This is a genomic window from Thiorhodococcus mannitoliphagus, assembly GCF_010915725.1.
Classification (GTDB): domain Bacteria; phylum Pseudomonadota; class Gammaproteobacteria; order Chromatiales; family Chromatiaceae; genus Thiorhodococcus; species Thiorhodococcus mannitoliphagus.
Window position 1 is genome coordinate 1 of sequence record NZ_JAAIJR010000090.1, and the last position, 24,328, is coordinate 24,328.

General features: G+C 63.7%; 23 protein-coding genes and 2 pseudogenes. 7 read left to right on the forward strand and 18 right to left on the reverse strand.

Translation table 11 applies throughout. The features are described from left to right. Positions 1–558: 558 nt before the first annotated feature. Both G3480_RS18350 and G3480_RS18355 read right to left on the reverse strand, forming a co-directional pair. A complete protein-coding gene (locus G3480_RS18350; protein ID WP_164655340.1) occupies positions 559–1,434 on the reverse strand; it encodes a formylglycine-generating enzyme family protein in 876 nt (291 codons plus the stop codon). 285 nt (positions 1,435–1,719) lie between these two features. Then, positions 1,720–2,787, reverse strand: coding sequence for a PilZ domain-containing protein (locus G3480_RS18355; protein ID WP_164655341.1), 1,068 nt, complete (start codon positions 2,785–2,787; stop codon positions 1,720–1,722). 335 nt (positions 2,788–3,122) lie between these two features. Between G3480_RS18355 and G3480_RS29030 the strand changes: the two genes are divergently transcribed. Further along, complete coding sequence (locus G3480_RS29030; protein WP_164655342.1) at positions 3,123–3,221, forward strand: M15 family metallopeptidase; 99 nt, start codon at positions 3,123–3,125, stop codon at positions 3,219–3,221. 130 nt (positions 3,222–3,351) lie between these two features. Continuing rightward, positions 3,352–4,359, forward strand: coding sequence for a hypothetical protein (locus G3480_RS18365; RefSeq protein ID WP_164655343.1), 1,008 nt, complete (start codon positions 3,352–3,354; stop codon positions 4,357–4,359). Between the two features lie 4 nt (positions 4,360–4,363). Here the strand turns inward: G3480_RS18365 and G3480_RS18370 are convergent, their stop codons facing one another. The 7 genes from G3480_RS18370 to uvrA form a co-directional block, all read right to left on the reverse strand. Beyond that, the gene (locus tag G3480_RS18370) at positions 4,364–4,864 is read right to left on the reverse strand and encodes a CreA family protein (protein ID WP_164655344.1); all 501 of its coding nucleotides are present in this window, start codon (positions 4,862–4,864) and stop codon (positions 4,364–4,366) included. A gap of 32 nt (positions 4,865–4,896) precedes the next feature. Beyond that, positions 4,897–6,093, reverse strand: coding sequence for a protoporphyrinogen/coproporphyrinogen oxidase (locus tag G3480_RS18375; RefSeq protein WP_164655345.1), 1,197 nt, complete (start codon positions 6,091–6,093; stop codon positions 4,897–4,899). A gap of 12 nt (positions 6,094–6,105) precedes the next feature. Next, positions 6,106–6,633 (reverse strand): hypothetical protein, encoded by a 528-nt coding sequence (locus tag G3480_RS18380; RefSeq protein WP_164655346.1) that lies wholly within the window; start codon positions 6,631–6,633, stop codon positions 6,106–6,108. Positions 6,634–6,680: 47 nt separating this feature from the next. Then, positions 6,681–7,265: a Tll0287-like domain-containing protein gene (locus G3480_RS18385; RefSeq protein WP_164655347.1), complete on the reverse strand. Its 585-nt coding sequence runs from the start codon at positions 7,263–7,265 to the stop codon at positions 6,681–6,683. Positions 7,266–7,442: 177 nt separating this feature from the next. Next, complete coding sequence (locus G3480_RS18390) at positions 7,443–8,972, reverse strand: methyl-accepting chemotaxis protein (RefSeq protein WP_164655348.1); 1,530 nt, start codon at positions 8,970–8,972, stop codon at positions 7,443–7,445. A 10-nt stretch (positions 8,973–8,982) separates the two neighbouring features. Then, positions 8,983–9,336, reverse strand: coding sequence for a hypothetical protein (locus G3480_RS18395; protein ID WP_164655349.1), 354 nt, complete (start codon positions 9,334–9,336; stop codon positions 8,983–8,985). 132 nt (positions 9,337–9,468) lie between these two features. Continuing rightward, complete coding sequence (uvrA, locus tag G3480_RS18400; protein WP_164655350.1) at positions 9,469–15,033, reverse strand: excinuclease ABC subunit UvrA; 5,565 nt, start codon at positions 15,031–15,033, stop codon at positions 9,469–9,471. Between the two features lie 277 nt (positions 15,034–15,310). On the opposite strand from uvrA, the gene G3480_RS18405 reads away from it, so the two are divergent. From G3480_RS18405 to G3480_RS18415, 3 genes are all read left to right on the forward strand, one after another. After that, on the forward strand, positions 15,311–15,817 hold the full coding sequence (locus tag G3480_RS18405) for a hypothetical protein (RefSeq protein ID WP_164655351.1): 507 nt from the start codon (positions 15,311–15,313) through the stop codon (positions 15,815–15,817). Between the two features lie 39 nt (positions 15,818–15,856). Beyond that, positions 15,857–16,360, forward strand: coding sequence for a hypothetical protein (locus tag G3480_RS18410; RefSeq protein ID WP_164655352.1), 504 nt, complete (start codon positions 15,857–15,859; stop codon positions 16,358–16,360). Positions 16,361–16,526: 166 nt separating this feature from the next. Continuing rightward, positions 16,527–16,787, forward strand: coding sequence for a hypothetical protein (locus G3480_RS18415; protein ID WP_164655353.1), 261 nt, complete (start codon positions 16,527–16,529; stop codon positions 16,785–16,787). A 51-nt stretch (positions 16,788–16,838) separates the two neighbouring features. Here G3480_RS18415 and G3480_RS18420 read toward each other — a convergent pair whose 3' ends face one another. The 9 genes and pseudogenes from G3480_RS18420 to G3480_RS18460 form a co-directional block, all read right to left on the reverse strand. After that, a complete protein-coding gene (locus tag G3480_RS18420) occupies positions 16,839–17,627 on the reverse strand; it encodes an ion transporter (RefSeq protein WP_276611727.1) in 789 nt (262 codons plus the stop codon). A gap of 78 nt (positions 17,628–17,705) precedes the next feature. After that, the gene (locus tag G3480_RS18425) at positions 17,706–18,953 is read right to left on the reverse strand and encodes a VWA domain-containing protein (RefSeq protein WP_164655354.1); all 1,248 of its coding nucleotides are present in this window, start codon (positions 18,951–18,953) and stop codon (positions 17,706–17,708) included. A gap of 294 nt (positions 18,954–19,247) precedes the next feature. Further along, positions 19,248–19,511, reverse strand: coding sequence for a hypothetical protein (locus G3480_RS18430; RefSeq protein WP_164655355.1), 264 nt, complete (start codon positions 19,509–19,511; stop codon positions 19,248–19,250). A 55-nt stretch (positions 19,512–19,566) separates the two neighbouring features. Beyond that, positions 19,567–19,824, reverse strand: a complete 258-nt coding sequence (locus tag G3480_RS18435; protein ID WP_164655356.1) for a hypothetical protein — start codon at positions 19,822–19,824, stop codon at positions 19,567–19,569. Between the two features lie 493 nt (positions 19,825–20,317). Further along, on the reverse strand, positions 20,318–20,581 hold the full coding sequence (locus G3480_RS18440) for a hypothetical protein (RefSeq protein WP_164655357.1): 264 nt from the start codon (positions 20,579–20,581) through the stop codon (positions 20,318–20,320). 54 nt (positions 20,582–20,635) lie between these two features. Further along, on the reverse strand, positions 20,636–20,884 hold the full coding sequence (locus tag G3480_RS18445; protein WP_164655358.1) for a hypothetical protein: 249 nt from the start codon (positions 20,882–20,884) through the stop codon (positions 20,636–20,638). Between the two features lie 510 nt (positions 20,885–21,394). Then, a complete protein-coding gene (locus G3480_RS18450; RefSeq protein WP_164655359.1) occupies positions 21,395–21,715 on the reverse strand; it encodes a hypothetical protein in 321 nt (106 codons plus the stop codon). A gap of 42 nt (positions 21,716–21,757) precedes the next feature. Beyond that, a pseudogene (locus G3480_RS18455) lies at positions 21,758–22,036 on the reverse strand (type II toxin-antitoxin system RelE/ParE family toxin); the annotation flags it as partial. Between the two features lie 17 nt (positions 22,037–22,053). Beyond that, positions 22,054–22,302, reverse strand: coding sequence for a hypothetical protein (locus G3480_RS18460; RefSeq protein WP_164655360.1), 249 nt, complete (start codon positions 22,300–22,302; stop codon positions 22,054–22,056). Positions 22,303–22,799: 497 nt separating this feature from the next. Between G3480_RS18460 and G3480_RS18465 the strand changes: the two genes are divergently transcribed. Then, positions 22,800–23,789 carry a zinc transporter ZntB gene (locus G3480_RS18465; RefSeq protein WP_164655361.1) on the forward strand — a complete coding sequence of 330 codons (990 nt, stop codon included), beginning with the start codon at positions 22,800–22,802 and terminating at the stop codon, positions 23,787–23,789. A gap of 30 nt (positions 23,790–23,819) precedes the next feature. Next, positions 23,820–23,903, forward strand: a pseudogene (locus G3480_RS29585) (diguanylate cyclase domain-containing protein); the annotation flags it as partial. Positions 23,904–24,328 lie beyond the last annotated feature (425 nt).

Genomic DNA, 24,328 nt, shown 5'->3' on the forward strand with positions numbered 1-24,328 from the left:
CCGCTGGACCTATGAGGGAAAGCCGCTCGCGGCATGAATGATTAAACAGTCTCGGGATTTCCACTCTGTTGCACTAGGGAGGCTTCGCCTAAGACCGACGAGTCATGCCATCGGGATCGCTATCGTCGGTTCGATCCCGATCCCGATCCCGATCCCGATCCCGATCCCGATCCCGATCCCGACGGCCTTGGATGGTCGGACGCTTCATCGAAATTTGACTCATCTGCGAGCATTTTGCGCCCTCAAGGATCCTAGGGGCCTCTACGATGATTTCCAGACAGCCTCTTAAGTGCCGTCTTCGACGAGGCGGTCGTTGGCCAAGATGCGCTCAATCGGACATGGCTGCCAGTATTCGCGGACGCCATGAGGTTCCTAGCGGGCGCGTTTGGGGATCTGTTCGTGGGCCGCAGTGTAGGGCGAGAGGATCGTGATGATCCAGTCCGGTGCGGGCGTCGATTCTCGGTTCGGGCGATGGTCTTCCGCAGGGACAAGCTTGCCCCGAGCAGCCTCGAGGGACTTGATGAGCGAGGCCAGGTCTCGCTCAGCGAACCTAAGGCATCACTTTCTGGGGGCTGATTCGCCCTTGGCCTTGATCGATCGAGCCAGGCGTAGTCCGAAGCCGTAGTGGCGTACTGCGGGGGCGTAGTGGAAGCGGAAGGCCGCGCGGGCGCCCTCGGGATAGAGATACCAGGCTCCGCCGCGCAGCAGACGTGCCCGCTCGCCGTTGTTCAGACGCTCACAATTGTCGTTCCAGGCACTGCCGTCCTTTGGGGCGCCGACATAGTTCGGGTGATAGCAATCGGCGACCCATTCCATGACGTTGCCGTGCACGTCATAGAGCCCCCAAGGGTTGGCTGGCTTCTGGGCGACCTCATGGGGGTGCTCCTGCGCCGAGAAGAGGTACCACATGTGGCGGTTCAGCTGGGTCTCGTCGCCGCCGTCGCCGAACCAATAATCGCTCTGCGTCCCGGCACGGGCGGCATATTCCCACTCGGCCTCGCTCGGCAGGCGATAGCCGCCTCCGAGTTCGGGGCGCTGGTTGAGGGCGCGCACGAAGGCCTGTGCGTCTTCCCAGGTGACTTGCTCGACCGGATTGTCCGGGTTCTTGAAGTGGGCGGGATTGTCGTCCATGACCGCTTCCCACTGCCGCTGCGTGACCTCGGTCTCGCCCAGATAGAAGGGCGTCGCGAAGCTGACGCGATGTCCTGGGAGCTCGGTCTCGTGACAGGTCTGCCTTGCTGGATCGCAGCCCATCTGGAAGCTGCCGGCGGGGATCAGCCTGAAGGTCATCCCAAGCGCATTGGTGAAGGTCTCGGGCGGGGCTGCTAGCGTGGAGCGCGCAAACCCCCTGCCGAGCAACCCAGCGCCGAGAAAGAGTAGGCCGAAAAACAGTGCGCGGGCAAGCAGGGCGCCGAGCTGGGGGTGGCGGATCATGGTTGATTTGAACAGGATGTCGGGGTGGGTCCAACCCGCGGGCGGGTGGCTTGCTTGCTTCGTTCGGCGCTGGCGGTCGAATGGAGCACTCTTGATCCTCAAGAGTATCCGCCTTTTCCTAGTCGCTGACCCTGACATTTCTCAGCGGAGGAAGGTTGGTGGTCAGGGTTCGGTGCCCTCATGCCACTCGATCGGTTTCAGCTCACCCGAGGCTTGACCTGATTGTGGTTGCGCTGATGATCGAGGCAGCGTCGCGGGTTTGGGGTATACGCGGATGCTGGGCCGTCAGCCGCGCAAGAAGCTGAATTTGTCGCGCTCTGCAGTAATACCAAAGACGCGGTCGTGGATGTCCTGCAGGAGCATCAGCTCTTCCCAAGCGTCGGCTGGCCAGCCTCCGAGGTGGAAGCGATCGCCCAGTGTGAGTTCGCGGAACATCATTTCGAAGGCCTCTGCATCTCCCCAGCCCAGCATCAGATAGTTCAATGCCTCCGGAAAGTCAGTTTCGAGAGCGGAGCGCAGCTCGGTCTTGATCGGGCGCTTTGACGGAGGAGGGGCGGGCTCCGTGGGATCCTTCAAGGGTTTGATGAGCTGCGAGTGCACCATTTGCGACCATTCGAGCATGGTCGATGTCTCGCCCGACTCCGGCAGCTGACCAAGGATGTAATGGATCAGTTTCGCCAAGGATTCCTTGGGGTGCTCGAATTGCAGGGTGGCGGCATACAGGGGGATGTCCGCATAGCCCGGCAAGGTGGTCGGTCTCACGTCGACGACCCTGGCCCGAAGACGGATGCCGGTCCATTCGTCGGTTCCCGCGAGCACGAAGCAGAGGCTTTGATCTTTGGTATAGGACTCGAAGACGGTGCAGCTGTATTGTCCACTCGCGATTGCTTCCATCATGTCGCGCAGCTCGTCGAGGTCGTTGACGCTCACCTCGAGTTCACGAACCAATCCGCTTGAGCCTGGCTCGCGCTGCTGCGGCCTTGAGGTGCCGAGTGTCGCCAGCAGGCCCTCGAGCCGCATGTGGCTGCGCGGCGAGAGCTTAAGAAAACGCAGGGCGATCAGCGAACGGCCGTCTTGCAGTTGCTTGGCTCTCAGCACTTGCGCGATCGCATTGATGCGCTCGTCGCGCTTCCAAGGGAGGGTGATCTGCAGGGCCCGCGTTCCCTCGGGAATTGGCTCGGCAAGGCTGACGAGCATTCCACCCCAGGAGACATCTTTGGTGACACCTCTGATGCGCCTCTCCAGTCCGCGAAGTGTGACCGCGACCGGGATCTCGACGCTCAGACGCCGCTGCGTACGCCGGTCTGGGGCGAGGCTGCTCGATAGGGGGGCGCTCTGGCTCTCGATAGACACGTGATCTCTACACTGAAGTCATTGGAGGCTCATGAAGAGGCGCGATTGCCACGCCGCTGGAGTACGGATGCACTTGCTTATCGAGCGGCCTTGACCTCGAAGAGCGGGCTTTGGATGCACATCAGATTTTAGTTCGTGGAAGTACCCAATACTATCGACTGGGTCTCTTCGTGAACGGGGACGCGAGGTTCCCTTGGGGGAGGTGTCACTTCTGAACCCTTTGTGAAAGCGCAACGTCTAGGGTGGAGCCTGACCCAGTCGTCCCCTAGTCTGGACGCGCGAGGACGCATTCAGGGAGGGCAGCTAAAGGCGCGCCGATGGCCGTGATCCTGTCTATGCTTCACTATTCCACGGGTGCGCAAGCGCTCAAGGGCATCCATGCTCAGCTCAAGGCGCGCGGCCTGGGCTTGGTGGTCGCGCGGCCCAAGCGCTAGATGCGCAAGTACGTTGAGACCATGCGCTTGGGCGAGACGCTCGGGCACGAGAATATCTTCTTTTCCATCCGTTCGGCCGTGGACGCCGTCATGCGCCGCAAGGGCAGGGCGGCAATGCGGAGGCAGGCCAATGAAGCTCTTTCAATCCATCTTCGGCAGACAGGATCGGGTCGGAAGCACGTATCCGGAGTGGTTGATCGAGGCCGCCGTCGAGCGCGCGGTCGAGGCGACCGATCCCAGGCTCAAGTTCGTCTCCGGCTTTCGCAAGCGGCTGCGTGGTCCGGTTATTCGCGCGATCGACCATGTGGTGGGCTTGATCGACGCCATCCCAGAGCCGGTCGCGGCGGGGCCGCGCGAGTATCCTGAGGCGTCTTGCTTGGGCGCGATGTTCGCGTCGTCACAGGGGATGCTAGAAGCCTTGGGGCGTGACGCGGAGCTGCGCGACTACCTCAGTGGACCCGGCGTGGGCGCCGCGCGCATTACCGCACTTGTGCTTGCTGAGCTGGTGGAGAAGAAGGGGCTCGGCGTTGAACTGGTCGACGATAGGATCCAGCGCGAGGTTGCCCAAGTGACGGTGAGCTTTTCGGCGCATCGCCTGCTCGATCCAACGGATGACGAGGTTGAGACGCGCCGTTTGCTCAAGCGACGGGCCTTCGACCACTTGCTGACCCTGGCACTGAAACGCATCGTTGGCGCCAAGGTGGATCGCGCTGATCTCAGGCGCCAGCGCGATCTGCTGCGCCGCAAGCTCAAGGCCCTCGAGAGCGGAGGCTGGAGTTTCGATGCGCCCGAGTCCGAGCACCCGACCCGTGCTGCGCTCGAGGACGCGCTAGACGGCATCACCCAGCAGCTCGATGCCTTGGGCGCGGAGTCGAGGTTGCTGGAGTCGCATCTGGTGCTCTTGAGCGAGACCTTGGAGGGGGCTGACACCCAGCTGTGGGGCTCGGAGGTCGAGCTGTTTCTGGATCCGATGAACATTCAGCGGGCGCCGAGCGACGCACAGGCCCGCCGCGTCGTTCTTCAGCAGCTCCACAATGTCTTGGGGCGCCGCGTCGTGATGCTGCCGATCAGTTTTTCACCGCGTGACCTGCCGCCGCGGCAAGACTTCGCGCGGGCGGCGGAGCGCTATTTGTCCTGAGAGGCTATTGCTTTGCTGGTGATGGCGCGGCAGCGGCCTTTGTGGTCCAGGGCTGGATGGCGACGGCAGAGACGCTGTTCTTGGGCGAGCCTTCGATGACGCGGTCGCTGTAGCTCAGGTAGACCAGGGCATTGCGAGGGGCGTCGTAGAAGCGCACGACCTGGAGGCTCTTGAAGACGAGCGAGGTGCGCTTCTTGAAGACCTCTTCGCCATCGCGCTTGCCCGAACGGACATCATCCGGGAGCTGGACGGGGCCGATCTGCGTACACTCGATGGAGGCGTCCGAGGTGTCCTCGGCGACCCCGATGGCGCCTGAGACGCCCCCGGTCTTGGCGCGGCTGAGATAGCAGACCACGCCGGGAACACCCTCGTCTTGAAAGGCCTCGACGACGATCTTGTCATTCGGACCCATCCATTTGAACTTGGTCGAGACGCTGCCGATCTCTTCGGCAAAGAGATTCACGGAGAGCGTGGCGAGCGTGGCTGCAAGCAGGGTGCGGCGCATGGTGTCTGATCTCCTCATCGTCGAAAGAGCCGTTATTGACCGAAGACTCGGTCTGACTCGCTGCGGCTGCGCGTTAGTGCGTCTTCCATGGAGACGCCGAAGAACCAGTTTCCCGTGACGCCAAGCCGTGTGCCGGCAAGGGCAGTGTCGAGCTTGGCGACCCGTTCGCCATGGCCGCTGCGCAGCGCCGGAAGGCGGTTGGCGACATGTGCTTGGGCGGCGACCCGATCGGGGCTGGTGCCGAGAATGGCGCACGCCCGCTCGACCTGAGCCTCGGGGGCCAGCGCATTCGGCTTGAAGTGGAAGGCGAAACCACGGTAGCGCGCGTCGGGCAGGAAGTCGCGCGACACGGCGGAGTAGAAGGCGTCCTCCACCGCGATCAGGCCCGCCATGGGCGGCAGGGTCAAGGCTGACTTGTCGAAGGCGAGCACGAGCGTCTCGATCTCCGCCATGCCGATGCCTGAGATGGCGTCCCGTGCCGCTTCGAAGCCTGCCGGCATGAGCTGGGTCGCGACATCGGGCGGCACCGCGAGCGTGAGGGCTCCCGCGGTTAGCGCTGAACCGTCTTGGAGGCGCACGCTGAAGGCCGCGTCTTGGCGCTGAATCTCGGCGACCTGCTGCCCCGTGCGGACCTCGAGCCCCTCTTGGGCGGCGATGGCGGCCGGAATGGTCGAGATGCCCTCAGCGAAGGTGAATGCCTTGATGACGTCCTTGCGGCGTGGCTTGCGTCTGAACAGGGCCTCGGCCGGGTAGTCATCCGCGGGCTGACAGATCACGGCCTGGAAGGCGTGCTGGAGCAGGTCCTGATAATTGCGCTGGCCCAAGACCTCGCCGTAGTAGTCGCGGACGCTGCGGCCGACCTTGGGTGCCTTGAAGATGCGCGGGATGGACCGAGCCGCCTCGAAAAAGTGAAGCTGCGAGGTGACCTTGCGGCGCTTGCCATCCTTCCACAGCGAATAGCCGACCTTGACCTTGGGCTGGACTTGGGCAGTGAGTCCGAGGTCGTCCAGGATGGATAGCATGTTGCCGTAGCTATTGAAGCAGGTGTGGCCGCCGCCCTCGGTCCAGTAACCTCCGAGCGCCTCGAATCTCTGGCTGTTGATGCAGCCGCCGATGCGCTCGCTCGCCTCTAAGATCAGGGTCTTGAGACCGCGTCGGGTAGAGAAGTGGGCGGCGCCAAGTCCGCTGATGCCGGCGCCGATTACGATGTGATCAAAGTCTTTGGGCATTGGGGAGCGTTGCTAACGAGACTCGTCGTCCGGTGGGGATTCCATTTCCGCCAGCGTGAGGTGGCTGGTGTCGGGAGGATCGATGTTGGGGGGAGCCGGCTCGCAATCCTCGAGTGTCCATTCCGGACCGGGAACCAGGCTCAAATGGCTGATGTCCAGCTCCATTATCTTAACCTCCGGGGGCTCTTCGAGGAAGCCGCCCATGGGGGCGAGGCTGAGTCCTGAGGTGTCTTTGACTGCGTCGGCGGCCGTTGGCTCGGCGCCTTGGCCCGAGCCACCGGCATCCGCTTTGGAGCGCTTGGGCTCGCCAGCGGGGAGCACATCGACGATGGCTCCGGTCTCGTCGAAGACGCGCCGATAGCGGTCGGCGGTATCGCTATCGACATTGCGCTTGATGAGCGTGGGCGTGCCCGAGAAGAGGCGATCGAGCCCCTTATCATCAAGCTTGAAGAGGACACGCAGCTGCTCGCGTGTCCAGGCCGGGTCGGCGTCCGGTTTCAGGGTGCCGCTGAAGCTGATGTCGAATCTGGCGTCTGACATAGGTGTCCGTCTCCAGACCCTGACCGAGGCGTCGGCTCAATCAGGGATCACAGGGGCTTGGATAGACTGAAGGCACCACGGATGTCTCCGGCGCTGAATCCGCGTGCCTGGTCTTCAGGGTAGTGCTCGTCGAGCTTCGCCGCGACCTCTTCGGTGACCTCTGTGCCATGACAGGCCAGACAAATTTCCTGAGTTGGGACGGCCTTCATGAATCGGAACTGCTTGCCCTCGGGTCCCTCGACGACTTCGGCGTAAGCCATTGTCTCGACATCCTCACCGGCGGCCTTGCGCGATTCGAACTTCTCGAGCACTGCGGTCTCCCAGGCATCCGGGGTACCCAGCTCCTTGTTGCGGACCTTGAGGCTGACACGGCTCACATCCCAGCCGGACGACTTCGAGAGCCCCTTGGCGATGGCCGGGGCGCGCTTGTGGCAGACGCCGATGGCGTGCTCCGGACCGCCGCTCTTGATCGCGGCCTTCAATTCGGAGACGAGCTGGCCGCCGAACTGCTTGATGATGCCCTTTGCCTCTGCGACGTTGGGGTTGGCGGGAGCCTCGTCGGCTGCCTTGGGGGCACCGAAGGCGAAAAGCAGGCTGGCGGCACTTGCGGTGATGAGGATGGCTGTCTTCATGGTCGGTTCTCGTTGTTGGTTACGAAGTGCGGAAAGGCGTTCTTGAATGAACTCTAAGACCAAGCATTTTACCAGGACATAGGGTCCGGGCCCTTGACGAATCGCATTCCGTGGACATTCTAGTTGATCAACGGCGATCGAGCGTCTTGACCTGCGGGGCAAGCGAGGTCTGCTTGCTCAGGTCCGATAGGCTGAAACGGCCCTTGTTAAGGACTCCGAAGCCTTTCTCAAGGTCGCCGCCGAGCTGAGGTTCTGCTTGGCCTTGTCGACGACACTGTTGCTGTGGGCCGAGATGGCCAGGATCTTGCGCGCCATGCTCTCGGCCGCGCTGGACTGCTCCTCGATCGCCTGAGCGATCTGCGTATTCATGTCACTGACCTGGGAAACCGACTCCAGGATTTCGTTCAGTGCCAGGCCGGCGCGGAGAATCTCGCTGGAGGTCTGGGTGGTCTTCTGCTGGCCGTCATGGGTCTTGGTCACCGCGCTCTCGATATCCTTCTGGAGCTTCTGAACGATCTCTTGGATCTCGGTTTCGGCGTCTTGGGTGCGTTGGGCCAAGCTGCGGGCTTCGTCTGCCACTAGGGCGCAGCCTTGTCCTGGTTCGCTGGCGCTGGCCGCCTCGCTCGCCGCCTTGAGGGCCAGTCGGTTGGTCTGCTCCGAAATACTGATGATGACGTCGACGACCGAGCCGATGTTGACGGCATTGCGCTCGAGTAGCCGGATGGATTCGGACGCCTCGACCATGATCTGCTGCAAGTCAGTCGTGGAGCGTGCCGCGTCGTTGAAATGCTCGTGCCCATCCAGTGCCTTCTCATTGGCGCTGGCGGCAACCGCAGCGGCCTTTTGGGCGCTCTCGGATACCTGGGTGATGCTTCGAGACATCTCGGTGATTGCGGTCGCGGCTTGCTCGGTCTGGCGGTGCTGAGATGAGATCTCGCGCTCGGCCGAACGCGCGATGTCGTCGAGCTGGTACGAGACGGATTTGATCTTCATGGCGGCGCTGGCAACTTCAGTGCTCAAGGTCCCGAACTGGCGGATCATGTCATTGAAGGCGCTAATGGCCGCTGAGCCGCCGGGGTCGGGGATCTGAACACTGAAATCATTGTTCTGGTCGATGCTCGAGACGGCGTCCACGAGCTGCGCGCCGATCCACTCATCCCGCTTCATCAAGATGGCGTAAGCGATGAGGGCGATGGCCTCCAAGACCACGAAGGCGAGGTGCAGGAAGGTGATGTCCCAGGAACAGCCGTAGTTGAAGAGCATGATCGGCATCCCGCCAATGCTGACCGCATTCAGTTGGAGCGCGGTCAGCACGAGGTAATAGGCTGAGATGACGCCTGCCGCGACGAGAATATTGATCCAGTTCTTGTAGATCATCAGCAAGGCCAGCGCGACGAAGATGTGAAAGTGCATCTCGATGCGTCCCAGCTGGGATTGGATCATGATGGCCGACAACATCATGAGCAGGATGCCGGACACCAGTCCGAAGAAGGCTGTGCCGCGCAGCAGGAAATAGGCCCCGACGGCGAAGATACCGACCAGCACGGAGGCATAGATGGCGAAACTCTGGGTCCCGTATCCCAGGGGCACCAGGAACATGGTGACCGGCAAGTGCGCCAGGAGGATGACGAGCAGAATTCGGTCGTAACGGAGCAGCCGCTCCCGGGCGCCGCTGGTCTGCGCCTTACAGATCGCTGATTTCATCATGGTCATGCCCTTAGTGGCCGTGATCGTCAGAGTGCAGGGTTTTTAGGTCGTCGAGCATCCGTGACACATTCAGATCAACATCGTTGTCGATGTCGCTGATCTCGCCGTCGGGGGCGAGCAGGTAGGCCCAATCGAAGTGATTGATGCGGTAGCCAGCGCTGTCTCGTGTCGGTTCGGTGCTGCAGTCGGGGTGATTGCTTGCGGCGATGGCTTGAGCCTCCGCCATGTCTGGGGCAAGGAGCCCCGCGACCTTGGCTGCCCTCGCATCGAAATTTTGCCTGATCTTGCCCGGCCTGTCCCTGGGCAACTCCATCTCACCGCACAGAAAGAGGGCGCGCTCGTCGGAAATCCTTCGGCTCAGCATGCCGAAGGTCAGTGAAGGAGCCTGGCAGACCTGATCGCCCGTCAAGTGACGCCTGTGCGGGCTTGCGCTGCCAGCTAGCGGGATGTGAGACCGCGCGCCGCGCTGGCCGGGAGCCGCCAACCTCAATTGGGCTCAGTGCTCGAAGTGGCTTCGCAGTGCATGGCCAGTCGGTAAGTCGGTCTCTGTGGCGACCGCTTCGGGGGTCCCCTCGGCGACGACCCGTCCACCCGCATCGCCACCCTCCGGTCCCATGTCGATCACCCAATCCGCCTCCGCGATGAGGTCGAGGTTGTGCTCGATCACCATCACGGAGTGGCCGGCGTCGACCAGCCGATGGAGCACCGTGATGAGGCGCTCTACGTCCGCCATGTGCAGCCCCACCGTCGGCTCGTCGAGGACATAGAGCGTCGGGCGCGGGGTGGGGCCGTCCGCGCTGGGGTTGGCCTTGGCCAGCTCGGTGACCAGCTTGATGCGCTGGGCCTCGCCGCCGGAGAGGGTGGGGCTCGGCTGGCCCAACGTCAGATAGCCCAGGCCCACGTCCTGTAGCAGGGTCAGCGGGTGGTGGACGGCGCGGTGGGCGCTGAAGACCTCCGCCGCCTCGTCGATGCCGAGCGCCAGCACCTGGCCGATGTCCAATCCCTTGAAGCGGACCTCCCGCGTCTCGCGGTCGAAGCGGCTGCCGCCGCAGACCTCGCAGGTCATGCGCACGTCCGGCAGAAAGCTCATCTCCAGCTTCTGGATGCCCTGGCCCTCGCAGGCCGGGCAGCGTCCGTCCGCCGTGTTGAAGGAGAAGCGCGCCGGCGACCAGCCGAGGATGCGCGCCTCCTGGGTCGCGGCGAAGCGCTTGCGGATGGCGTCCCAGAAGCCGACATAGGTCGCCGGGCAGGAGCGCGGCGTCTTGCCGATCGGGGTCTGATCCACCTCCAGCACGCGGGTGAGTGTCTGCCAGCCGGTGAGCCCGCGGCAGCCGATCAGGTCCGCCTTGCGCGCGCGGCCCGTGGCGGGCCGCTTGGCTCCCAGCAGGTTGCCGAGGCTCTTGACCAGCACCTCGCGCACCAGGGTCGACTTGCCCGAGCCGGAGACACCGGTGACGCAGACCAGCCGACCGAGCGGCAGCCGCACGTCCAGCCCCCGAAGGTTGTTCAGCTCGGCGCCCTGAACGGCGAGCCAGTCGAGCTTGCCGTGGACCGGGCGCGGCGGGCGCGAGCGGGCGTGCGGGCGGCCGAGAAAACGCCCGGTCAGCGAGGCGGGGTTGGCGATCAGCTCCTCCGCCGTGCCCTGGGCGATGATCTCGCCGCCGCGCACGCCGGCGCCCGGTCCCAAGTCGATGACGTGCTCGGCGCGGCGGATGGTCTCCTCGTCGTGCTCGACCACCACCAGGGTGTTGCCCTTGCCCTCCAGTCGGCTCAGGGTCTGGAGCAGCAGGCGGTTGTCGCGCGAATGCAGTCCGATGGTCGGCTCGTCCAGGATGTAGCAGACGCCCTGCAGATTGGAGCCGAGCTGCGCCGCGAGGCGGATGCGCTGGGCCTCGCCGCCGGAGAGGGTCGGGGCGCCACGGTCGAGCGTGAGATAGCCCAGCCCGACCTCGGCCAGGAAGCGCAGGCGCTCGCGCACCTCGGCGAGCAGGTCCTGGGCGATGGCCTGCTCGCGGGTCTCCAGGCTCAACTGGTCCAGGAAGAGGGCGGCCCGGTCGACGGTCAGGGCGGAGAGATCGGCGATCGACTGGTCGCGGAAGCGCACCGAGCGCGCCTCGTTATTGAGGCGCGCGCCCTGGCAGCTCGGACAGCGGCGCGCAGGCCCGGCAGCGGCCTCCAGCCACTGGCCTTCTTCGCCGGTCTGCTCGGCATCGAAGCCGCTCATGACCTGTCCGGCGCCGAAGCACTGGGGGCACCAGCCGTGCTTGGAGTTGTAGCTGAAGAGGCGCGGATCCGGCTCGGGGAAGGCGCGTCCGCAACTGTGGCAGGCGCGCTCGGTGGAGTAGGGCGTCTCCGCGCCCCAGACGCCATCGACCAGTCGTACCAATCGAACCTGACCCTTGCCGAGTTCCAGGGCCTGGGCGAGCAGGTCGCGCAGCCCGGCCTCCTGAGCCGGCTCGATACGGACATCCCCGACCGGCAGGTCGATGGAGTGCTCGCGGAAGCGGTCGAGCTTGGGCCAGCGGGCGGTCTCGATCGGCTCGCCGTCGACGCGCAGCAGCGGCCAGCCCTTGCTCGCGGCCCAGGCCGCCAGGTCTTTGTAGAGGCCTTTGCGCGCAACGATCATCGGGGCCATGAGCGTCACCAGCGCGCCGGCGTGGTCGCGCTGGATGCGCGCCAGGATGGCGTCGCGGCTCATGGGCTCGATGGGCACGCCGCAGTCCGGACAGTGCTGGATGCCGAGCTTGACGTAGAGCAGCCGCAGATAGTGGTGGATCTCGGTCAGGGTGCCGACCGTGCTCTTGGCCCCGCCGCGGCTGGTGCGCTGCTCGATGGCCACCGTCGGCGGGATGCCGAAGATGGCGTCGACATCGGCGCGCGCGGCCGGCTGGACGAACTGGCGTGCATAGGCGTTGAGCGATTCCAGATAGCGCCGCTGGCCCTCGTTGAAGAGGATGTCGAAGGCCAGCGTGCTCTTGCCGCTGCCGGAGACGCCGGTGATGACGGTGAGGCGGTTGCGCGGGATGGCGACCGTCAGATCCTTGAGGTTGTGCTCGCGCGCGTGGCGGATCTCGATCGCTTGGGCGGCGACCGCGTGATAGGCCGCCGCGTCGTCGGCGACGGCGTCGGCCGACTGGGGCCGCGGTGCGCGCCGCGTCATGGCGGCCTGCTCCTCGCGATAGCGCTTGAGTGCGAGGCCGGTGTGACTGCCCGGGTGCGCGGCGACCTGGTCCGGCGTCCCGCAGCAGACCAGCTCACCGCCGCCGTCGCCGCCCTCCGGGCCGAGGTCGATCAGCCAGTCCGCCGCGGCGATCACGTCCAGGTTGTGCTCGATCACCAGCAGTGAGTGACCCTTGTCGATCAGGTGCCGAAGCGCGCTCAGCAGCACCGCGATGTCGGCGAAATGCAGCCCGGTCGTGGGCTCGTCGAGCAGAAAGAGCAGCCCGCCGTCGCGCGCCTTGTGCCGGGCGGACTTGGCCAGATGCCCGGCGAGCTTCAGCCGCTGTGCCTCTCCGCCGGAGAGCGTCGGCACCGGCTGGCCCAGCCGCAGGTAGCCGAGCCCGACCGCTTTCAGCGGCTCCAGCACCCGGCGCAGGTCCTTGTCGTTGGCGAAGAAGGTCAGCGCCTCGGTCGCCGTCATCTCCAGCACCTCGGCGATGGAGCAGGCACGCTGTGCAGTCCCCCCGATCGTGGGTCCGCCAATCTTGACCTCTAGCGCACTGTCCCGATAGCGCCGCCCATTGCAGTCCGGGCAGCGCAGATAGACGTCGGCGAGGAACTGCATCTCCAGGTGCTCGAAGCCGTTGCCGCCGCAGGTCGGGCAGCGCCCGTTGCCGCTGTTGAAGCTGAAGGTGCCGGCGGTGTAGCCGCGCTCCTTGGCGAGCGGCGCCTGGGCGAAGCGCTTGCGGATGACGTCGAAGGCGCCGACATAGCTTGCCGGGTTGGAGCGCGAGGTGCGGCCGATGCTGGACTGGTCGAGCAGCATGACATCGGCGATCTGCTCGTGACCCTCGATGGCCGCGTGCTCGCCCGGTTGACCTTCGGGGTGGCCCTTGATCTGGCAGAGGGCGTTGTAGAGGACATCCTGGATCAGGGTCGACTTGCCGGAGCCCGAGACGCCGGTCACCACCACCAGTCGGTCGAGCGGGAGGGCGACGTCCAGCGACTTGAGGTTGTGGGCGCTGGCGCCGCGAATCTGGAGCCAGCGGCAGTCCGCGTCGGGCGGCTCCGGCTGGCGCGATGAGGCCACCTGCCGGCGACCGGCGAGATAGCCGCCGGTCAGGGAATCGGGTGCGTCGAGCAGCGCTTCCGGCGAGCCTTGGAAGACGATGTTGCCGCCGTGCTCGCCCGGCCCAGGGCCGATGTCGATGATGCGGTCCGCGGCGAGCATGACCTGGGGATCGTGCTCGACCACCACTAGCGAGTTACCGCGGTCGCGCAGCCGCTGCAGCACCTGCACGACGCGGTCCATGTCGCGCGGGTGCAGCCCGATGCTCGGCTCGTCGAGGACGAAGAGGGTGTTGACGAGCGAGGTGCCGAGCGCGGTCGTCAGATTGATGCGCTGAACCTCGCCGCCGGAGAGGGTGCGGGACTGACGGTCGAGCGTGAGGTAGCCGAGTCCGACCTCGCAGAGATAGCCGAGGCGGGAGCGCAGCTCGGTCAACAGCAGGTCCATCGCCTGGTCCATGAGGCCGTCGAGGCGCAGCGCCTGGAAGAAGTCGCGGCAGCTCGAGATCGGCAGACAGAGCAGGTCATGGACACTGAGTCCCGGCAGTGCGTCCCAGGTCGCCTGTGGCATCTGGGTGCGGACGTGGCGGAAGCGCTGCTGCGGCGCCATCGCCTGGTCCGCGAGGGCTTTGGAGCCGACCCGCCAGTCCAGGCTCGCGTCCTTCAAACGCGCCCCATCGCAGGCGGGACAGACGTCATAGCTGCGGTAGCGCGAGAGCAGCACCCGCACATGCATCTTGTAGCTGCGTCCCTCCAGCCAGGCGAAGAAGCGGCGCATCCCATACCAGACGCCGTCGTCCCAGTCGCCGTCGCCCTCGATGACCCAGGCGCGGTCGGCGTCGGTCAAGTCGCGCCAGGGCACGTCGGTCGGGATGCCGCGCTTGTGGGCGAAGCGCATCAGGTCTTCCTGGACCTCGGCATAGCTGTCCGTCTGGATGGGCTTTATGGCCCCTTCGATCAGTGACTTCGAGGCATCCGGCACCACCAGTGACCAGTCGATGCCGATGGTCCGGCCGAAACCGCGGCAGCTGTCGCAGGCGCCAGAGGGCGAGTTGAAAGAGAAGAGATTGGGCGTCGGGTCCTGGTAGCCGATATCGCACTCGGCACAATGCAGGTCCGAGGAGAAGCGCCAGGGCGCGCCGGGCTGCTTGTCGGCATCCAGCGGATAGACCAGGGCGCGGCCGTGGCCCTTGCTCAGCGCGGTCTCCAGTGCTTCGATGCCGCGCCCCTGGTTCGCTGGCGTGAGCCGAATGCGGTCCTGGATGACCTCGATTCGGTCGGCGCCTTCACTCAGCAAGCGGATGTAGCCCTGCTGGGCGAGCATCTCCTTGACGCTCTCCAGCCCAAGCGATTCGGGCACGGCGACGGGGAAGACGATCAGCAGGCGAGGGGCGTCCTCACCCATCTCGGCCAACAGCGTCTCCCAGATCGCCTCCGGCGTATCCCGCCGCACCGGCCGTCCGCAGCCGTGGCAGAACAGCCGGGCCGCCCGCGCGAAGAGCAGCTTCAGGTGGTCGTTCAGCTCCGTCATGGTCCCGACCGTGGAGCGCGAGGTGCGCACCGGGTTGGTCTGGTCGATGGCGATGGCCGGTGGGATGCCCTCAATGCGGTCCGCCGCCGGCCGGTCCATGCGATCCAGGAACTGACGGGCGTAGGGCGAGAAGGTCTCGACATAGCGCCGCTGGCCCTCGGCATAGAGGGTGTCGAAGGCCAGCGACGACTTGCCCGAGCCCGAGACGCCTGTCACGACGATCAGCTCGCCGAGCGGCAGGTCCAGATCCAGGTCTTTGAGGTTGTTCTGACGGACGCCACGGAGGCGGATGTGGTCATTCAAGGGAGGGCGTCTCTCACGGCTGCTCTGGTTCGGGGCTGGATTGTAGACCAGGCATCGCGATGCCGGGGGTGCGGCTCATGAAAGGGCGGCTACTCGGTCGGCAGGAGCGGCACCCCGTCGCGACCGGGCTGTAACCTACCGGGCGCGCCTGAGCTGCGTACACAAAATTGTGATCATTGATCTGGATGACTTTGCAGGCCAGCGTATCAGAGCGAAAGTGGCAGACCCCGCAGGTCGATGTCGATCGTTGCGGTTGTGCCACCTTGAGGAGTCTGTGATGTCGTCTCTGCTGCCTGGTGTCCCTGATGCTGTCTTTGCCCCGGTGCGAGGCGAACTGGAAGCCATGATCGCGTCCGTGTGCGAGGCGGCGGACGTGGGAACGGCAGCGCATACATTGGAGGCGGGGCTGTTCCGGCAGCTGCTGCAGCTCGGGCACGGCCTGTTTGAGCGCTTCTTGACCCTGAGTGGTCCCGGCGATGTGGGCGCGTCCTTGGCGCTGGAGGATGGCCACGCGGTCAAGCGATTGGCGGCGCGCCCGCGCCCGTATCGCAACCTCTTTGGCGAGTACGTGATCGAGCGGTTCGTTGATGCGCAGCGCGAAGGGCAGAGGCTGGAGGCGATTGCGTTGGATGCACGGCTGCAGTTGCCTGAGCAGTGCACGTCCTATCTGCTGCAAGACTGGAACGCTCAGCTGATGCAGGCGATGCCTTATGCCCAAGCGGAGCAGTTCCTCGAGCGGCTCTTGGGCGTGCGCCAATCGGTGCAGACGCTCGAGCGCGACTAGCTCAGCCTGAGCAGGCAGGGGGAGGCGTTTTGGGAGCAGTTGCCATCGTCCCGCCCGTTGCCGCCCGGGGCCATTCTGGTCAACAGCGTCGACGGCAAGGGGGTGTGCATGCGCCCGAGCGAGACCGGCGGGGAGCGGGGCAAGAAGAAAATGGCGATCCTTGGCGCCGTCTATGGGATCGCGCCGTTCGTGCGCACGCCTGCGCAGATACTCGCGGCGCGGTTTGCCGAGGCCGCCAAGCCGACAAGCCCCTCGCGCCCCAAGCCCTTGGACAAGCATGTCCGCGCCTGCCTCAAGCGTGATGAGGCCGATACCACCGCGCCTCAGAACGCGGAGATCTTTGCCTGGCTCGCCCAGCAGAACGCCTTGCGCGATCCCGATCAAAGCCATTCCACCGTGGCGCTCATCGACGGACAAACCTCCTTCTGGGACGCAGCCCAAGCGGTCATTCCGGGCGAGCACGTCACCGAGATCCTCGATCTGTTGCACGCAGCCGGTGACGTCTCGGAGGCGGCCAACCTGTTGCATCCGAATCAGGCGTAGGCGGCGCAAAAGGCGGCCAAGCGCGACCTCGAACACATCCTCAACGCTCGGATCGGGCGCGTCATCGCGTCGCTGCACAAACAGGTCGCAACGCTCACCAAGCCCCAGTGCGAGACGCTCGAGCGCATCGCCAATTATTTCGAGACCCATCGTCATCGCATGGCCTATGACGCCTACTCTTGCCGAAGGCTTACCGATCGCCACCGGCGTCATCGAAGGGGCCTGCCGCTGTCTGGTCAAGGATCGTATGGAGCGTGCCGGCATGCGCTGGGTCATCAGTGGGGCGCAGAGCATGCTCGCCTTGCGCAGCATCACCCTGAGCGGACTCTGGGAAGACTTCATCGCCTTTCGCATTCGCGAAGATCTCCGGCTGCACGATGGCCAAGCGGCTGCCAATGCCGACTCATACCACCTGCTCGCGGCTTGATGATACCGCGCCCGGCAGGTTGCAATCCTCCTATCGTGCTGTTGTACGCGACTACTCGGCGGGCGGATTCATGGGTTCGTCTGCCCCAGCGCTGTTGCGCAGGCAGCGCTCCTGAAATGCCTCACTGAAGGCACTGGCGAGAATGCCCGTCGGCATGGCAATCAAACCGATTCCAATGATGGCCGTCAGGGCGCCGAAGAACCGCCCGACAGCCGTCACCGGATACACGTCGCCATAGCCAACCGTCGTCAGTGTGGCCACCGACCACCACATCGCGCGTGGAATGCTACCGAAGGCCTCTGGCTGGATGCCTCCCTCGATCAAATAGAGAAACGCCGATGAAACCAGCAACAGTGCTGCGGAGAAGACCAGGCTGAGCCACAGCTCGTACGCACGTCGCCCAACGGCTTGTGTGACCGCATTGAACGCCAATGAAAAGCGACCCAGTTTCGCCAGGCGCAGGATTCGCGCGAGTCTGGCCAGTCGCAACAAGAACCCTTGGTTTCCGAGGGGACTGAAGAGGATGAGCAGCACCGCGAGCAGATCGATCAGTGTGGCCGGCGTCAGGGCGTAGGCAAGACGCGAACGATAGGCCGGATTCTCCGTGCAAACCCACAAGCGCAATCCGTATTCGACGGCGAGCAGGCCCGTGAGCATGAGATCGGCGATCAAGAATAGGTGCTCACGGCCCGCGTAGACCGTGACCTCGGTACGCAGGATCGTCATCAGCAGCGAGGCGAGGATCAAAGCGCAGACGAACTGATTCGTTGGCGAGAGGCCGTTCTTGTCCCGTAGCATCGGATCCAGTTCTTTGGCGAGCCGACGGCGAAGCTCAGGCAAGCGCGGGCTCAGTCGAGGCCGAGTCATGGCCGAGGCTTGCTGCGATGGATGGGCAAGGATGCGTTCACGCCATCCGGGTCAGCGGATGATGCCTTTGGCGCGCGCGTCCCGCAGCCAATCGGGAAATTCTTGAAGCATCCGGTCATAGAGCTGCTCCTCGGTCAGGCTGTGGAGATCATCCATGGCGAAGAATCCACAGTTATCGACGATTCGTCCCTCCAGGGTATCGAGACGCTCCAAGATGCCGTAGTTGCGCCCGCCGAGACCCAAGAATTGCCAGAAGATCGGGTATTGAGCGGCCTCGATCATCAGCGCTTTGATCGCGCGATTCTGATGGACGCCGCCGTCGCTCACGAACAGCACATAGGCTGGTGGTGCCTTCGGCTCGCGCCGATACGCATCAATGACAACACGCATGACCGCCGGCTCGTCGTTGGCTCCACCATACCAGGCCTTCCAGCCACCGTTGGCGCTGTCCACATAGCCCTTGATGTTGCCTGTTGTCGCCGGCGGGAGGGGCTTTGCGACCCGGTCGAAGGCCCAGACATCCAGTTGGCCATCGTCGTCAAAGTGCAGGGCTAATGGGAGCACGCGATCCAGTAGCTCCTGAACCCGTCCGCTCTTGTACTGCTGACGCATCGAGCCACTGGCATCCAGGACCAGGCCAACGCGCGCCACTGTCGATTGAAGGCCCTGCTTTTCCAGGCTTAGGGTGGCCTTCTTGGCCAAGCTGAGCAGGTGCGGGGCTTCCTGCGCGATGCGTTTCTCCAACGAGACAGGCGGTGGCGCGACTGGCGGCACTTCGGTCTCTTCCGCCACCTCGCCGCCGAAATGGCGCACGAGTGCATCAAGGCCCCCATTGAATCCCTGCCCGTTGACGGCCAGTCGCCAGAGTCCGCCCTTGCGATAGAGTTCGATCAGCATCAAGGCGCGCTCCTGGTCGAAATCGCTGCCTTGGAACGCGAACGTGGCGACGTCGCCTGCGTTCTGGCGCAGGACCACGCGACCCTTCGTCAACTGCCCCATGGTGTCCTGACCATCGATCGCTGCGACGAAGACCAGGCGTTCAATCGTGGTTGGGAGGCGTTCAAGCACTAGATCGAAGTCGGTCGCCGAGTCCCTTGAGCCGGAAAGGCGGAGGCCGCGACAGGGTGACTCCGGCTGATTGAAGAACACCATGTAGCGCTCGTCGGCGAGCTGACCATGGGCATCCAGCCCGAAACAGGAGGCGTCTGCTGCGAGACCTTGAAGCTCGATGCTGACTTGAAACCTGGGTCCAGAAATAAGATCCGAGAGCGGCAAGCGTTGACCGCGGGCAAGGTGCATGCGTGACCTCCATGAAGCGAACCTGGCGCCTGACGCGAAGCGACCAGCCAACATTGGATGATCCACCTCACACATTCCGGCTCTGGCCCAACGTAGCGGCTAGCATAGCGAACACAGACTCGGATTCGCTGTGAAACCGCCCACGCTCTCTGCCAACCGTTGGTATGGGATGTCGGAGCAAGCGAAAGCGGGGCTGTCATGGGCCGGAGAGGGATTGATGCTCCACCCCGAAAGCAACGAAAACGGGGGCCATTCAGCCCCCGTTTCTTGACAACGGACATTGCCTGGCGGGTGTTAGAACACCGAGACCTGACCGCTGATGCCGTTCTGCGTCTGATTCGCGCCGACGACGTTGAACCCACCGATGGCGTTGCTCTGATCGACAGCGACGGCTTGCTCCTGCGCGAGCAGGTGCGTGCCGAGATCGATCTCGGGGGCGTTGACGATGCCGAAGAAGGCGCCGAAGGCGTCTCCGGCGAAGGCGTAGCCGCCGCTCACACCGCTCATGGCGGCCTTGTCCAGGGTCCGGTCGGCGCTCAGGTCTGTCAGGTTCAACATGGTTTTTCTCCTAGGTCTTACGGTTGCGTATTGAGGGGGTTGGGACTGGGTTGGCTTAGGCGACCTGGCCGGCGATGCCGTTCTGGGTCTGATTCGAGAACACCAGGTTCAGTCCGCCGATGTTGCCGGACTGATCGACCGCGACGCCTTGGCTCTGCAGCAGGGCATGTGTCCCCATGTCGATCTCAGGGGCGTTGACGATCGCGGTGCCGAACAGCGAATCGAAGTCGCTCAGCGCGAAGCCGCCGCGCACGTTGCTCATGGACGTTGCATCGAGGTCGTTGCGCAGGGTCAGGTCGGTGATGGTCAGCATGGTGGTCGCTCCAAGTGGGTCGTGAGTCTGTTCTGATGACGTCGCGCTCTGAGTGCGCTTGCCTGAAGTAAAGCAGCCGCTGTGCCAACTTCTCAGAATCGGCGGCGAGGCCGCATGGAATGGCGGTTTCAAGCAATCGGGTGCCGTCATGAGGTGCTCAGAAGCGGCATTGTGTTCGCCATTTGCGAACATTTTCGTGGGAAGTGTCGTCTTTCTTTTCGAGCAGACGCTCTTTGGCCGAAGGGGCTTCAATGCGGATGGAAGGCAAGGGCAGGGGGCTCGGAGCTGGCAGGGCAAGAAGGCCGGCCGATAGGCCCAAGCGTGGTGATCGCTCTCCGGCCTTTACGGAGATGAGCGCCATGGAGCGACACGAAAGAAGGAAGGGAAGGGAAGGGAAGGGAAGGGCGGCAGTGTGCCCGTCATGCCGGACGACACAAAAAAACGGGCGCCCGAAGGCGCCCGTTTTCGACTGCGGACAGCAGAGCGGTCGGTCTTAGAAGAGCGAAACCTGACCGCTGATACCGTTCTGGGTCTGGCTCGAGCCGACGACGTTGAAGCCGCCGATGGCGTTGCTCTGATCGACAGCGACCGCCTGGCTCTGGATCAGCTCATGCGAGCCAAGATCGAGCGTGGGGCTGTTGAAGTAGCCGAAGAAGGAGCTGAGACCGTCTCCGGCGAGGGCGCTACCGCCATGCACACCGCTCATCGCGGTCTTGTCGAGGGTACGGTCAGCGGTCAGGTCAGTGATGGTCAACATGGTTGTCTCTCCTAAATCTCAAGGTGCGTCTCAAAGGGCTTTGGATGGAGTGGCTCAGGCGACCTGGCCGGCGATGCCGTTCTGGTCCTGATCCGCGATCACGAGGTTCAGCCCGCCGATGTTGAACGACTGATCGACGGCGATGCTCTGACCCTGCGCGAGCAGGTGTGTGCCGAGATCGATCTCGGGGGTGTTGAAGATCCCCAGCGAATCGAAGTCGCTCAGTGAGAAGCCACCGCGAACGCTACCCATGGCAGCGGCGTCGAGGTCGTTACGAAGGGTCAGGTCGGTGATGGTCAGCATGATGTCTCTCCAGATGTGCGTTGCATTGTCTTCGGGGCTTTGCGCTGTTGGTGCGCTTGCTGGGGATAGAGCAGCTGCTGTGCCAACTTCGGAAAACGAGCCGCGAAGCCGCGTGAACTGGGGGTTTCCAGGCAGCTTGTTCGCGTTTGAAGGTGATCTGGAGGGGTCTTATGTTTGCGCGAAGCAAACATAAGGATAAAAAGTGTTTGATTATTAGAGGGAATCCGTGCCTCGGTTCGACCGCGTCTCAGAGAACCCGGAGGAGGGCCGCCCAGTCGGCACGCAGGGTCCCGCTCCCCAAGCCAGCTGAGGATCGGGAGCGCTACGCCTTCGCCGAGGAGGAAGCCAAGGCGCGGAGGGCAAGGCTCTGGAGCGAAGCTAACCCGATCCCGCCGTGGGAATGGCGTCGGCGCTGAGGTGGAGGTGCGCTCGAAACGGTTTTTTGGCGAAAGACCGTTAAATGGGGCAGACCCAAGGTGTCACCAGTCGCCACCCGGGCTCTCGGTCATCTCACTCTGACGAGGGAGCCGCGGAGGCGCGCTGAAGCTCCGGGCTAAAGGTCTGCATCTCCGCGTCGGTGACCAAGTTGTGACTGCGCATCATCATCACGCAGAGTACGGCCGAGGAGCGTCGCAGGGTATCGAAGATGTGCACCATCTCCTGGTCGCGCGCACGCACCAGCCGCGACAGCGCGAGGTGGCGATCCTCGACAGACAGAGAGGTATCCCGACATAAGCGCTCGGCCTCATCGAGGAGGCGCTGGGAGTAGCGTTCTTGGGCCAGGTCTCGGAGGCGCTTGTAGACCTTCCAGTCGGCTTCGCTGATGTGCATTCGGGCAGACACCTCAAGAGATCTTCCTGTCACGGGACACCCTTACCGGACGTGCTGGGTAGGCTCCATCCGGCCATGCAGCACAGGCACAATCTCAATCACTTCTGGTGCATTGCCGTCGCGCCGAAAGTAGATCACATGGCTGTGCTGCAGATAGCTGTAGAGCCCTTCGAAGATGTCTGGTCGGAGCTGCCATAAAGCGGCGTTTTCACTGAGCCACGCGAACCGGCTCACCAAGGCATCAATGTACCGATCGGCTTGATCCAGGTCCCAGGGTCGGGCGGAATCGTCCCAGATCTCGGCGAGACCCGCCTCCGCGCGTCCCGAAAGCCGCTAGGTCACTGCTTCTCGCGGCGCTCGCGATCAGCAGCCTTGATCCGTTCCGCGAGTTTGGGCAGCTCTTGCGTCCACTCTTCACCCCAGAGGACGGGGCGGAAGAACACGATCAGATGGGTGCGATCCAGACCTCTACTGAGCACATTTTCAACTGGCTGGATGATACCCTCGCTCATACCACCAAGGAGTTCCAATGAAAGAAGCCCTTTTTCTTTCCTTTGCCGCAATTCTGCTCTGGACTGACTGCCCATGCGGTCGCCAAACCGCAGATTGTCGTGCTGGCTACCGGAGGCATGATCGCCGGTGCTCAGGGCAGCAAGGAGCAGGCCGGATATACCGCCGGCTCCTCTAGCGCGATAAGGGTCACGACAATGGTCAGGTCTCGTATTATTGCAAACCAAGACAGTTGACCAAGTCTCCCATCTCGCATGGGCCGCGCGACCAAGCAGCGACGGACCACGTTTTCTCTTCCTCCACGCAGATGGACTCACGCCGATCAGTATGCGAGGTCATTTTGGAGAGCGCGCCGGAAACTGCGATTCTGAGGGCTGATATGTTTTGACCTGCAACGAGCTGTTTCGAAAGTGACTGCGGAACAGCTCTTGCCAAAAAATCAGACTTCATGTTTTGACTCGACAAAAGATCTGAAGCAGGTCAAAGCATGTCGTCTATGACCATGAAGCAACGATCCTCCATGAATCTGATTGTTATGGAGCGAGACTTGACCCCTGACGCTGACTGAAGTGCCATGAGCGACACCGATCGACCAGCCACCCGCAGCCTCGTCTACGCTTATCGCCTGGATGGCGAGGGTGGAGGCACCCCGCTTGGTTGGAACGACATCCACGCGGGCTGCCGAACCGAAGCGGTAACCTGGATACACCTCGATCTCTCGGACCCCGGCACCAGCACCTTCTTGCGCGCGGAGAGCGGTCTGAATGAAGCGGTCGCGGACGGCCTGCTGGCTGAGCATACCAGGCCGCGTTTGGTTCCGCTCGACGAAGGCTTGCTCGTGATCCTCCGCGGGATCAACTTCAACCCGGGCGCCGAGCCCGACGATATGGTCTCCATCCGCATCTGGGCGAGCGCGCAGCTGGTGGTCAGCTGCCGCAAATTGCGGCTGCGCGCGGTCCAGGACGTGCAGGCTTCCATCGAGCGGGGACGCGGACCTTGCAATGCCGGCGAGCTGCTAACGGCCATCGCCGACCGGCTCGCCGAACGCATGGACGACGTCATCGAGGGGCTGGAAATTCAGGCCGATGAGCTTGAGGACCAGGTTGGCGAGGGTCGCCTGGAGGAGATCAACGCGGCCCTGGCGGACCTGCGCCGCACCTTTATCGGGCTGCGTCGCTATCTGGTCCCCCAACGGGATGCGCTGCTGCGTCTGGCAGCGGCCAAAGTGGCCTGGCTGGCGGAGGAAGACCGGGCTTGGCTGCGCGAGGTGGCGGACCAGACCACCCGTTACCTAGAGGCGCTGGAGGCGTCGAAGGATCGCGCCACCGTCACCCAGGAAGAACTGCTGCAGCGACTCTCGGAGAAGACCGAGAAGCGCATGTACCTACTCTCCGTGGTCACCGCCGTTTTCCTGCCCCTGGGATTCATTACGGGATTGCTTGGGGTGAACGTCGGCGGCATCCCTGGTGCCGAAACGCCCTGGGCCTTCCTCTTTTTGTGTCTTGCAACGGCCGCCGTCGTTACTCTGCAGTTGTGGTTCTTGCGCAGGAAACGCTGGTTCTGAGGGTGGACATGCCGAGCAACCGTCTGCGGGTTGGCGGTGGTCTATCTCGACCTGGATGGCTTCAAGGTCATCAATGACCGCCACGGCCACGCCCTTGGCGACCAGTTGTTGATTTTCGCACCTATCCCGAGCGTGCCCCGCATCCACCGGCAACTTATCGCGGACCTCCGCCATTGAGGTTCGGAATTCCTCCGCGCTGCTGGTGTCGAGTCGCGGCTTAGAAAGCGTCCATCAAAAACTTCCCCCCCTTTCGCAAGGGGCTAACTTCCCCCCTTTCGCAAAGGGCTAAATTCCCCCCCTTTCGCAAAGGGGGGCTAGGGGGGATTTCGGGCGGCATCGCTCGCATCTGGGCCTTGATCATCGTTTCGTTGCCGATCGCTTGTGCCTATCTTTAGTCAGGGCTTCTAGCCCTGAGATCGTCAGCCCAAGATGGCCTGACTACAGAGTCAGCTTTGCAGCCGGCACCGGGTGGCCACGGGTGCTTACGCACCCGCGGCTCCCACAGATCCGGACGTGCGGGACTACCGCATCCGGCTCCT

Coding starts and splice junctions, on each gene's coding strand:
- G3480_RS18350 (WP_164655340.1), bottom strand. CDS start 1,434: ATGATCCGCCACCCCCAGCTCGGCGCCCTGCTTGCCCGCGCACTGTTT.
- G3480_RS29030 (WP_164655342.1), top strand. CDS start 3,123: ATGCTTCACTATTCCACGGGTGCGCAAGCGCTCAAGGGCATCCATGCT.
- G3480_RS18365 (WP_164655343.1), top strand. CDS start 3,352: ATGAAGCTCTTTCAATCCATCTTCGGCAGACAGGATCGGGTCGGAAGC.
- G3480_RS18370 (WP_164655344.1), bottom strand. CDS start 4,864: ATGCGCCGCACCCTGCTTGCAGCCACGCTCGCCACGCTCTCCGTGAAT.
- G3480_RS18375 (WP_164655345.1), bottom strand. CDS start 6,093: ATGCCCAAAGACTTTGATCACATCGTAATCGGCGCCGGCATCAGCGGA.
- G3480_RS18380 (WP_164655346.1), bottom strand. CDS start 6,633: ATGTCAGACGCCAGATTCGACATCAGCTTCAGCGGCACCCTGAAACCG.
- G3480_RS18385 (WP_164655347.1), bottom strand. CDS start 7,265: ATGAAGACAGCCATCCTCATCACCGCAAGTGCCGCCAGCCTGCTTTTC.
- G3480_RS18390 (WP_164655348.1), bottom strand. CDS start 8,972: ATGATGAAATCAGCGATCTGTAAGGCGCAGACCAGCGGCGCCCGGGAG.
- G3480_RS18395 (WP_164655349.1), bottom strand. CDS start 9,336: ATGCTGAGCCGAAGGATTTCCGACGAGCGCGCCCTCTTTCTGTGCGGT.
- G3480_RS18405 (WP_164655351.1), top strand. CDS start 15,311: ATGTCGTCTCTGCTGCCTGGTGTCCCTGATGCTGTCTTTGCCCCGGTG.
- G3480_RS18415 (WP_164655353.1), top strand. CDS start 16,527: ATGACGCCTACTCTTGCCGAAGGCTTACCGATCGCCACCGGCGTCATC.
- G3480_RS18425 (WP_164655354.1), bottom strand. CDS start 18,953: ATGCACCTTGCCCGCGGTCAACGCTTGCCGCTCTCGGATCTTATTTCT.
- G3480_RS18430 (WP_164655355.1), bottom strand. CDS start 19,511: ATGTTGAACCTGACAGACCTGAGCGCCGACCGGACCCTGGACAAGGCC.
- G3480_RS18435 (WP_164655356.1), bottom strand. CDS start 19,824: ATGCTGACCATCACCGACCTGACCCTGCGCAACGACCTCGATGCAACG.
- G3480_RS18440 (WP_164655357.1), bottom strand. CDS start 20,581: ATGTTGACCATCACTGACCTGACCGCTGACCGTACCCTCGACAAGACC.
- G3480_RS18445 (WP_164655358.1), bottom strand. CDS start 20,884: ATGCTGACCATCACCGACCTGACCCTTCGTAACGACCTCGACGCCGCT.
- G3480_RS18450 (WP_164655359.1), bottom strand. CDS start 21,715: ATGCACATCAGCGAAGCCGACTGGAAGGTCTACAAGCGCCTCCGAGAC.
- G3480_RS18460 (WP_164655360.1), bottom strand. CDS start 22,302: ATGGGCAGTCAGTCCAGAGCAGAATTGCGGCAAAGGAAAGAAAAAGGG.
- G3480_RS18465 (WP_164655361.1), top strand. CDS start 22,800: ATGAGCGACACCGATCGACCAGCCACCCGCAGCCTCGTCTACGCTTAT.